The following is an 8,807-nucleotide window of genomic DNA, read 5'->3' as shown; positions in this document are numbered from 1 at the left end:
GCTCGGTCGCCGCTTGCTCGTGTGCGCAGTCCTGCGCACACGGCAAGACCGGGGTTGGGCGTCCTGCCCAACCCGCCCGAGGCATGCCTCGGGCCCATGCGGCTCACGCCCCCGCAACCGGACCCACCCCGCCTTCGACAGATTCCGCGATCTGCCGGAACGGCATATTGTTCTGGTCGGTGTCGACCTTGGTCGACTGCTCTGGTAGGTGTTGACCTTGGTCGACGCGGTAGATCCACGCCATGCGTGGATGGTTCATTCGATATCTGACAGAAAAATCGTGTCGACCAAGGTCGACACCTACCAACAGCTGCGCGGAACAACGGCCACCGCTACCAACAGCCGAGTGAACCTGTCGAAGGTGGGGCGGTGTCGAAGTGCGGGGTGTCAGCCGCATGGATGCGGCTGCCAAGCCTACACGGACGTACTTGCGGCGGCCCCGCACTTCGACACCGTCCCGCCAACCCACGTATAGCCCGCTTTTGACGTTGACGTTGATTCTGCGGGTGCAGGGCTGCAAGCCCTGCCGACCCCCTAGAACGGAGCCGCGGACTCGAACGCGAGCACCTCGCCCGTCAGCGGATGCGTGAACCGCAGGCTGCGTGCATGCAGATGCACGCGGTGCGCCGGTGCTGCGTCATACAGCACGTCGCCAACAATCGGATGGCCAATACTGGCCATGTGCAACCGCAACTGATGGCTGCGGCCGGTGATCGGTTCCAACGCCACGCGCGTGCGCCGCGCTTCTACATCACGCGCCAGTACGCGCCAGCGCGTCAACGCCGGCTTGCCGCGTTCGTGATCGACCATCTGCTTCGGCCGGTTCGGCCAGTCAACGATCAACGGCAGGTCCACTTCACCGGAATCACCCTCTAGCAGCCCCTGCACCACCGCTTCATACCGCTTGCCAACCTGGCGCTGCTCGAACTGCATCGACAACGCCGCCTGCATGTCCTTGCCACGCGCATGCAGCAGCAGGCCGGAGGTCACCTGGTCCAGCCGGTGCACGGTCAACGCATCCGGATACAGCGCCTGCAGGCGCGCGACCACGCAGTCCTGGTTCTCGGCGCTGCGGCCGGGTACGGACAACAGGCCAGCCGGCTTCTCGGCCACCAGCAGTGCGTCATCGATGTAGTGCAGGTGGATCATGCGGTTCCAGGAATTCCAAATGAAAACGGGGAAGCCGAAGCCTCCCCGTTTTCTGCGTACCAACCAACGGTCGGTACCTACCTTGATGGAAGACGTACCGGCCGGAGCCGGTACCGCCTGCATCAGCCCAGCAGGTGGGCGACGCCGGCGCGCTCTTCTTCCAGCTCGGCCAGGGTCTTGTCGATGTACTTCTGGCTGAAGTCGTCGATCGGCAGGTCCTTGACCAGGGTGTACTTGCCGTTCTCGGTGGTCACCGCGAAGCCGAAGATCACGCCTTCCGGAATGCCGTAGGAACCGTCGGACGGCACGCCCATGGTGACCCACTTGCCGTTGCTGCCCAGCACCCAGTCACGCACGTGGTCGATCGCTGCGTTGGCGGCCGAAGCAGCCGAGGACGAGCCACGGGCTTCGATGATCGCCGCGCCGCGCTTGCCGACGGTCGGGATGAAGGTGTTGGCGTTCCACTCCTGGTCGTTGATCGCATCGGCGATCGACGCACCATCGGCGGTGGCGAAACGGTAGTCCGGGTACATGGTCGGGCTGTGGTTGCCCCACACCACCAGCTTCTCCATGCCACCGACCGGCTTGCCGAGCTTGGTCGACAGCTGGCTCAGCGCGCGGTTGTGGTCCAGGCGCAGCATGGCGGTGAAGTTTTCCGGCTTCAGGTCCGGGGCCGACTTCATCGCGATGTAGGCGTTGGTGTTGGCCGGGTTGCCGACCACCAGCACCTTCACGTCACGGCTGGCGACCTTGTTCAGCGCTGCACCCTGGGCGGTGAAGATCTTGGCGTTCTCCAGCAGCAGGTCCTTGCGCTCCATGCCCGGGCCGCGCGGACGTGCGCCGACCAGCAGGGCGATGTCGGCGTCCTTGAACGCGACTTCGGCGTCATCGGTGCCGACCATGCCGGCCAGCAGCGGGAAGGCACAGTCTTCCAGCTCCATCATCACGCCCTTCAGGGCGGCCTGGGCCTTGTCCACCGGCAGTTCCAGCAGCTGCAGGATGACCGGCTGGTCCTTGCCCAGCATTTCGCCGGAGGCGATGCGGAACAGCAGGGCATAACCGATCTGGCCGGCGGCGCCGGTCACGGCAACACGAACGGGTGCTTTCATGGGGGTTTCCTCTTGCTTGCAAGCGTTTGATGGGACGCCGCGGGCAGAGCCACGCAGGCCAGGCGGGCGGCGGGGAACAGGGAAACGGCCACCCATGGGTGGCCGTTTCGAAGGGGGATCAGGCGGCGAGGTGCTTGTTCCACTCCGCGACGCGGTCGGCCTGGGCGGCCAGCACGGCGTCGACGTCGCCTTCCAGGGCGATCGAATGGATCACGTCGCCCTGCTTGACCGAATCAACGATGGCCTGGCCTTCCAGGACCTTGCCGAAGACGGTGTGGCGGCCGTCCAGCCAGTCGGTCTTGATGTGGGTGATGAAGAACTGGCTGCCGTTGGTGTTCGGGCCGGCGTTGGCCATCGACAGCGAGCCGACCTCGTGCTTCACGCCGTTCTTCTCGTCTTCGAACTTGTAGCCCGGGCCGCCGGTGCCACGACCCTGCGGGCAGCCGCCCTGGATCATGAAGTCGGCGATCACGCGGTGGAAGATCAGGCCGTCATAGAAGCCGTGCTTGACCAGGTTCACGAAGTTGGCCACGGTCAGCGGCGCCTTGTCGGCGAACAGCTCGACCTTGATCGGGCCCTGGGTGGTGTCGAAAGTGGCGATGAGGGACATGAAGATCCTTGATGCAGAGGGGAACGCGTCTAGCCACCTAGTTTACACCTGCCTCGTGGCGGCGGCGGCTTCGACCATCGGTGAAGAACCCGGCTTCAGCCCGTGGACGGGAAGCCGCGTCTCCGGGCGCTGGCGGCCCCGGCCGACGCGGCGGACAGCCACCTGAATGGGCCCCGCGACGGGCGTGAAATCCACCTTTTCGCGAATCGTCAAGTTCGACGTATAATGTTGGACTTCTTTTTCCAAATCCGGCGCCGACTGGCCCCCTTTCGTATGTCCATCGAAAATCTTCGCAACATCGCCATCGTCGCCCACGTCGACCATGGCAAGACCACCCTGGTCGACCAGCTGCTGAAGCAGTCCGGCACCCTGTCCGAGCGCACCGTCCTCGCCGAGCGCGTGATGGACAGCAACGACCAGGAAAAGGAACGCGGCATCACCATCCTGGCCAAGAACACTGCCATCACCTGGGAAGACAAGAAGACCGGCATCAAGAACCGGATCAACATCGTCGACACCCCCGGCCACGCCGACTTCGGTGGTGAGGTCGAGCGCGTGCTGTCGATGGTCGATACCGTGCTGATCCTGGTCGACGCGATGGACGGCCCGATGCCGCAGACCCGCTTCGTGACCCAGAAGGCCTTCGCGATGGGCTTCAAGCCGATCGTCGTGGTCAACAAGGTCGACCGTCCGGGCGCCCGTCCGGAATGGGTGATCGACCAGGTCTTCGACCTGTTCGACAAGCTCGGCGCCACCAACGAGCAGCTGGACTTCCCGATCGTCTACGCCTCGGGCCTGAACGGCTATGCCGGCCTGGAAGACACCGTGCGCGACGGCGACATGACCCCGCTGTACGAAGCGATCATGCAGCACGCGCCGAAGCCGGAAGTGGATCCGGAAGGCCCGTTCCAGATGCGCATCAGCCAGCTGGACTACAACAACTTCGTGGGCGTGATCGGCATCGGCCGCATCCAGCGCGGCACCCTGAAGAAGAACATGCAGGTCGCGGTCATCGACCGTGAAGGCAAGAAGCGCAACGGCAAGGTGCTGCAGGTGCTGGGCTTCATGGGCCTGGAGCGCATCGAGCAGGATTCGGCCGAGGCCGGCGACATCGTGGCCATCTCCGGCATCCAGGAGCTGACCATCTCCGACACCATCTGCGCACCGGACTTCCCGGAAGCGCTGCCGGCGCTGACCGTCGACGAGCCGACCATCTCGATGACCTTCCAGGTCAACAACTCGCCGTTCGCCGGCAACAAGGACCTGTCCGGTGGCAAGTTCCTGACCAGCCGCCAGATCAAGGACCGCCTGGACCGTGAAAAGGTCCACAACGTGGCCCTGAAGGTCGAGCAGCTGGAAGACGCCGACAAGTTCCTGGTCTCCGGCCGTGGCGAACTGCACCTGTCGGTGCTGATCGAGAACATGCGCCGCGAAGGCTACGAGCTGGCCGTGTCGCGCCCGGAAGTGATCATCAAGGAAATCGACGGCCAGCTGATGGAGCCGATCGAGCAGCTGGTGGTGGACATCGAAGAAATCCACCAGGGCGGCGTGATGGAAAAGCTGGGCACCCGCAAGGGCCAGCTGAAGAACATGGAATCGGACGGCAAGGGCCGCGTGCGCCTGGAGTACCAGATCCCGGCCCGTGGCCTGATCGGCTTCCAGAACGAGTTCAAGACCCTGACCCAGGGTTCGGGCCTGCTGTTCCACGTGTTCGACCACTACGGTCCGAAGGAACAGGGCGCGATTGCCAAGCGCATCAACGGCGTGATGATCGCCAATGCACCGGGCACCACGCCGGCCTACTCGCTGGGCCCGCTGCAGGAGCGCGGCAAGCTGTTCGCTGCTGAAGGCGACAACGTGTATGAAGGTCAGCTGGTCGGCATCCATTCCAAGGACAACGACCTGACCGTCAACGCGATCAAGACCAAGCCGCTGACCAACATGCGCGCTTCGGGCAAGGACGATGCGATCCAGCTGACCCCGGCGATCAAGTACTCGCTGGAACAGGCCCTGGACTTCATCGAAGACGACGAGCTGGTCGAGATCACCCCGAAGGAGATCCGCCTGCGCAAGAAGTTCCTGACCGAGAGCGATCGCAAGAAGGCTTCGCGCGGCGGCTGAGTCAGCACCCCGTGAACCAGAGCGGCTACAACCCGGATCCACACCGGCATCCGGGTCTGCACGTCATCGCCCTGCTCGAAGCGAGCAAGGCGATGCTGGCGCTGTTGGCCGCCACCGGGCTGGAAGTGCTCGGACCGCAGCCGCTGCGGCACGGCATCATGGCCCTGATCCGGCGTTTCAGCCTGGATCCGGACCATGGCACCCTGCCCTCGCTGCTGCACATGATCAGTCCCGACGCGGTCCACCTGGCCGCGGCGGGAATGATCGGCTACGGCCTGCTGCACCTGGTCGAAGCCTGGGGCCTGTGGCGGGCCAAGGCCTGGGCGTCCTGGCTGGGCTGCCTGACCGCCGCCCTGTACCTGCCTTTCGACATCTTCGCGATCATCCGCCATCCCGGTTGGCCGTCATGGACGATCCTGGCGATCAACCTGATCGTGGTCTACGTCCTCGCCCGCGACCTGCGCAAGCGCCACCGCTGAGCACCGGCTACACTGGGGATTGGAGCCGACCAAGCCGCCCCATGCGCCCGTCCTTGCCGCCTCTGCTGACCTGCCTGCTCGCCGCGCTGCCGGCGCTGCTTTCGGCTGGCTGCAGCCCGGCCACGCCCAGCGCGCATGCGGCCGAACCTGCGAGCCGCAACGTGCCGTTCCCGTACGCCGAAACCGATGTCGCCGACCTGCAGGCGCGGATGACTGCCGGAGATCTGGACAGCACCACCCTGACCCAGGCCTACCTGCAGCGTATCGCCGCCCTGGACCGCACCGGGCCCCGCCTGCGCGCGGTGATCGAGCTCAACCCCGACGCGCTGAAGGAAGCCGCCGCACGCGACCGCGAGCGCCGCGAAGGGCGCCTGCGTGGGCCGCTGCATGGCATCCCCCTGCTGCTGAAGGACAACATCAACGCCGCACCGATGGTCACCAGTGCCGGCTCGCTGGCCCTGCAGGGCTTCCGTCCGGACGATGCCTACCTGGTACGCCGGCTGCGCGAGGCTGGCGCCGTAGTGCTGGGCAAGACCAACCTCAGCGAGTGGGCCAACTTCCGCGGCAATGACTCCATCTCCGGCTGGAGCGCGCGCGGCGGCCAGACCCGCAACCCCTACCGCATCAGCCATTCACCGTGCGGCTCCAGCAGCGGCAGCGCGGTGGCCGTGGCCGCCAACCTGGCCAGCGTGGCGATCGGCACCGAAACCGACGGCAGCATCGTCTGCCCGGCCGCGATCAACGGCGTGGTCGGTCTGAAGCCGACGGTCGGGCTGGTCAGTCGCGATGGCATCGTGCCGATCTCCTTCAGCCAGGACACCGCCGGCCCGATGACCCGCAGCGTCGCCGATGCTGCCGCCGTGCTGACTGCGATCGCCGGCCGCGATGACGCCGATCCCGCCACCGCGACCATGCCCGGCCGTGCGGTCTACGACTACACCGCGCGCCTGGACCCGCAGGGTCTGCGCGGCAAACGCATCGGTCTGCTGCAGACGCCGCTGCTGAAGTACCGCGGCATGCCGCCGCTGATCGATCAGGCAGCGACCGAGCTGCGTCGCGCCGGCGCCGTGGTGGTGCCGGTGGAGCTGCCCAACCAGGGCGCGTGGGCCGAGGCTGAGCGCACGCTGCTGCTGTACGAATTCAAGGCCGGGCTGGAGCGCTACTTCAGCACCCACCGCGCGCCACTGCGCAGCCTGGCCGAACTGATCGCCTTCAACCAGGCCCACAGCAAGCAGGAACTGGGCCTGTTCGGCCAGGAGCTGCTGGTGGAGGCCGATGCCACCACCGGCCTGGCAGACCCTGCCTACATCCGCGCGCGCAGTGATGCGCGCCGGTTGGCCGGCCCGGAAGGCATCGATGCAGCCCTCGCCGCCCATCAGCTCGATGCGCTGGTGGCGCCGACCACCGGTGTGGCATGGCCGATCCGCAGCGAAGGCGACGACTTCCCCGGCGAGAGCTACAGCGCCGCTGCCGTGGCCGGTTACCCCAGCCTGACCGTGCCGATGGGCCAGATCAACGGCCTTCCCGTCGGCCTGCTGTTCATGGGCACCGCCTGGAGCGAGCCGAAGCTGATCGAAATGGCCTACGCCTACGAGCAGCGCACCCGTGCGCGGCGGCCGCCACACTTTGATACCGATGCGCTGATCGACGCCGGCGAGCCCTGAGCTCCGGTGACGCCGCGACATCTTGCTTCCGGTAGTGCCGGCCGCTGGCCGGCAGCTCGATCGCTCCGGCGTTGCCGGCCAGCGGCCGGCACTACCGATCCTGTGGCTCCACCGGCACGATCGCCGCCTCACCATCTTCAGCACCTGGCGAACGCACATCCGAGGTGCGTGCACGTGGACCACGCGGCATATCCAGCTCGTCTTCGTGTTGCAGCCGCGCACGCACCTGCGGCAACGACTGCGGATGCTCACGTGCGAGGAAATCGAGCATGCGTTCGCGCACCAGGCAGCGAAGATCAAAGGCATCACCGGAACTGCGCGCGCTGACCAGCAGGCGCACCTGGATCGCGCGCTCGTTGGTTTCGGTCACCTGGGTCACGCAGACGCGCCCATCCCATAGCGCCTGGCCATGGCAGATGCGCTCCAGCTCGGCACGGATCGCCGCGATCGGTGCCCGATAGTCCAGCCACAGAAACGCAGTGCCGAGCAGATCGGCACTGCGCCGCGTCCAGTTCTGGAACGGGTTTTCGATGAACCAGGTCAGCGGCACCACCATCCGCCGCTCATCCCAGATCCGCACGACCACATAGCTGCTGCCGATCTCCTCGATGCGGCCCCACTCGCCCTCGACGATCACCACGTCATCCAGCCGGATCGGCTGCGTCAGTGCGATCTGCAGGCCGGCGATGAGGTTGCCGAACACCGGCTTGGCGGCGATGCCCGCCACCAGCCCGATCAGGCCCGCCGACGCCAGCAGCGCCGTGCCGATCTTCTGCACCATCGGGAAGGTCAACAGCACCAGCGACGCACCGAGCACGATGATGCCGCCCATCAACACCCTGCTGAGCACGCGCGTCTGGGTCTGGATGCGGCGTGCCTCCAGGTTGTCGGAGACATCGATGGGATGGCTGCGCAGGATCGCGCGCTCGCCCGCCGCCACCGCGCGTACCAGCAGCCAGACGAAGCAGGCCATCAATGCAATGTGCAGTCCGTGCTGCAGATGGCCCAGCAACGGATCCTGCAGCGGCGTCGCCTGCAAGGCGGGAATCAGCAGTAGCAGCGGCCACGCGGTGGCCAGCGGCAACCCGAGTACTCGACCGATACGCGCACGTCGGCGATCACGCCCTTTCAGCCGGTGATAGATCCACAGGATCAGCCACGCGCCTATGCCGCCCACCACTACGGCCAATCCCAACGGCCATGCGTAGGCCTGTGCGCTCTGCCAGTGCACCGTTGCCACCTCCAGTCGAACAACCAGGTGGACAGCCTCGCGCATGGCGCATGAGCGTCACGTCAGTCGTTTGTAAGGAGGGTGTTGGTCGGCAGGGCTTGCAGCCCTGCACCTGCTACGTGCCGGAGCAACAGCCGAAGCAGAAGCAGAAGCAGAAGCGGATTTCCTGTGGGATGGCGGGGTGGGTCCGGTTGCGGGCGGCGCTGCAAGTCCCCCTCCGGGGCCCGGCCCAGCCGCCGGCGGCTGTGCGTTCGGGCGCTTGCGAAGCAGTGCTTCGCAAGCAAAGCGCCCTCACCCATGTAAGCTCGGTCGCCGCTTGCTCGTGTGCGCAGTCCTGCGCACACGGCAAGACCGGGGTTGGGCGTCCTGCCCAACCCGCCCGAGGCATGCCTCGGGCCCATGCGGCTCACGCCCCCGCAACCGGACCCACCCCGCCTTCGACAG

Annotated in this window: 8 protein-coding genes; 3 read left to right on the top strand and 5 right to left on the bottom strand. The window is 66.3% G+C overall.

All coding sequences use genetic code 11. The features are described from left to right. Window positions 1-103: 103 nt before the first annotated feature. From AC5P6S_RS20945 to AC5P6S_RS20930, 4 genes are all read right to left on the bottom strand, one after another. Window positions 104-244: a hypothetical protein gene (locus AC5P6S_RS20945; RefSeq protein WP_154329255.1), complete on the bottom strand. Its 141-nt coding sequence runs from the start codon at window positions 242-244 to the stop codon at window positions 104-106. A gap of 290 nt (window positions 245-534) precedes the next feature. After that, complete coding sequence (locus AC5P6S_RS20940; RefSeq protein ID WP_024958803.1) at window positions 535-1,149, bottom strand: RluA family pseudouridine synthase; 615 nt, start codon at window positions 1,147-1,149, stop codon at window positions 535-537. A gap of 122 nt (window positions 1,150-1,271) precedes the next feature. Next, complete coding sequence (locus AC5P6S_RS20935) at window positions 1,272-2,258, bottom strand: malate dehydrogenase (RefSeq protein WP_004153634.1); 987 nt, start codon at window positions 2,256-2,258, stop codon at window positions 1,272-1,274. Between the two features lie 118 nt (window positions 2,259-2,376). After that, window positions 2,377-2,868 carry a peptidylprolyl isomerase gene (locus AC5P6S_RS20930; protein ID WP_060380770.1) on the bottom strand — a complete coding sequence of 164 codons (492 nt, stop codon included), beginning with the start codon at window positions 2,866-2,868 and terminating at the stop codon, window positions 2,377-2,379. A 273-nt stretch (window positions 2,869-3,141) separates the two neighbouring features. On the opposite strand from AC5P6S_RS20930, the gene typA reads away from it, so the two are divergent. The 3 genes from typA to AC5P6S_RS20915 are packed head-to-tail and all read left to right on the top strand — an operon-like array spanning window position 3,142 to window position 7,132. Further along, the gene (gene typA / locus AC5P6S_RS20925; protein ID WP_005412346.1) at window positions 3,142-4,989 is read left to right on the top strand and encodes a translational GTPase TypA; all 1,848 of its coding nucleotides are present in this window, start codon (window positions 3,142-3,144) and stop codon (window positions 4,987-4,989) included. A gap of 11 nt (window positions 4,990-5,000) precedes the next feature. After that, window positions 5,001-5,468, top strand: coding sequence for a DUF2127 domain-containing protein (locus AC5P6S_RS20920; RefSeq protein ID WP_005408223.1), 468 nt, complete (start codon window positions 5,001-5,003; stop codon window positions 5,466-5,468). A 41-nt stretch (window positions 5,469-5,509) separates the two neighbouring features. Then, the gene (locus AC5P6S_RS20915; protein WP_043033752.1) at window positions 5,510-7,132 is read left to right on the top strand and encodes an amidase; all 1,623 of its coding nucleotides are present in this window, start codon (window positions 5,510-5,512) and stop codon (window positions 7,130-7,132) included. Between the two features lie 91 nt (window positions 7,133-7,223). Here AC5P6S_RS20915 and AC5P6S_RS20910 read toward each other — a convergent pair whose 3' ends face one another. Next, window positions 7,224-8,408: a mechanosensitive ion channel family protein gene (locus tag AC5P6S_RS20910; RefSeq protein ID WP_032966454.1), complete on the bottom strand. Its 1,185-nt coding sequence runs from the start codon at window positions 8,406-8,408 to the stop codon at window positions 7,224-7,226. Window positions 8,409-8,807 lie beyond the last annotated feature (399 nt).

It is taken from the genome of Stenotrophomonas sp. YJH_SMC_119 (genome assembly GCF_059368315.1).
This window is presented reverse-complemented; position numbering and strand designations above follow the sequence as displayed.

Bases quoted from the DNA above. Each gene is read 5' to 3' on its own strand.
- AC5P6S_RS20945 (WP_154329255.1), bottom strand. From the start codon at position 244: ATGGCGTGGATCTACCGCGTCGACCAAGGTCAACACCTACCAGAGCAG.
- AC5P6S_RS20940 (WP_024958803.1), bottom strand. From the start codon at position 1,149: ATGATCCACCTGCACTACATCGATGACGCACTGCTGGTGGCCGAGAAG.
- AC5P6S_RS20935 (WP_004153634.1), bottom strand. From the start codon at position 2,258: ATGAAAGCACCCGTTCGTGTTGCCGTGACCGGCGCCGCCGGCCAGATC.
- AC5P6S_RS20930 (WP_060380770.1), bottom strand. From the start codon at position 2,868: ATGTCCCTCATCGCCACTTTCGACACCACCCAGGGCCCGATCAAGGTC.
- typA (WP_005412346.1), top strand. From the start codon at position 3,142: ATGTCCATCGAAAATCTTCGCAACATCGCCATCGTCGCCCACGTCGAC.
- AC5P6S_RS20915 (WP_043033752.1), top strand. From the start codon at position 5,510: ATGCGCCCGTCCTTGCCGCCTCTGCTGACCTGCCTGCTCGCCGCGCTG.
- AC5P6S_RS20910 (WP_032966454.1), bottom strand. From the start codon at position 8,408: ATGCGCGAGGCTGTCCACCTGGTTGTTCGACTGGAGGTGGCAACGGTG.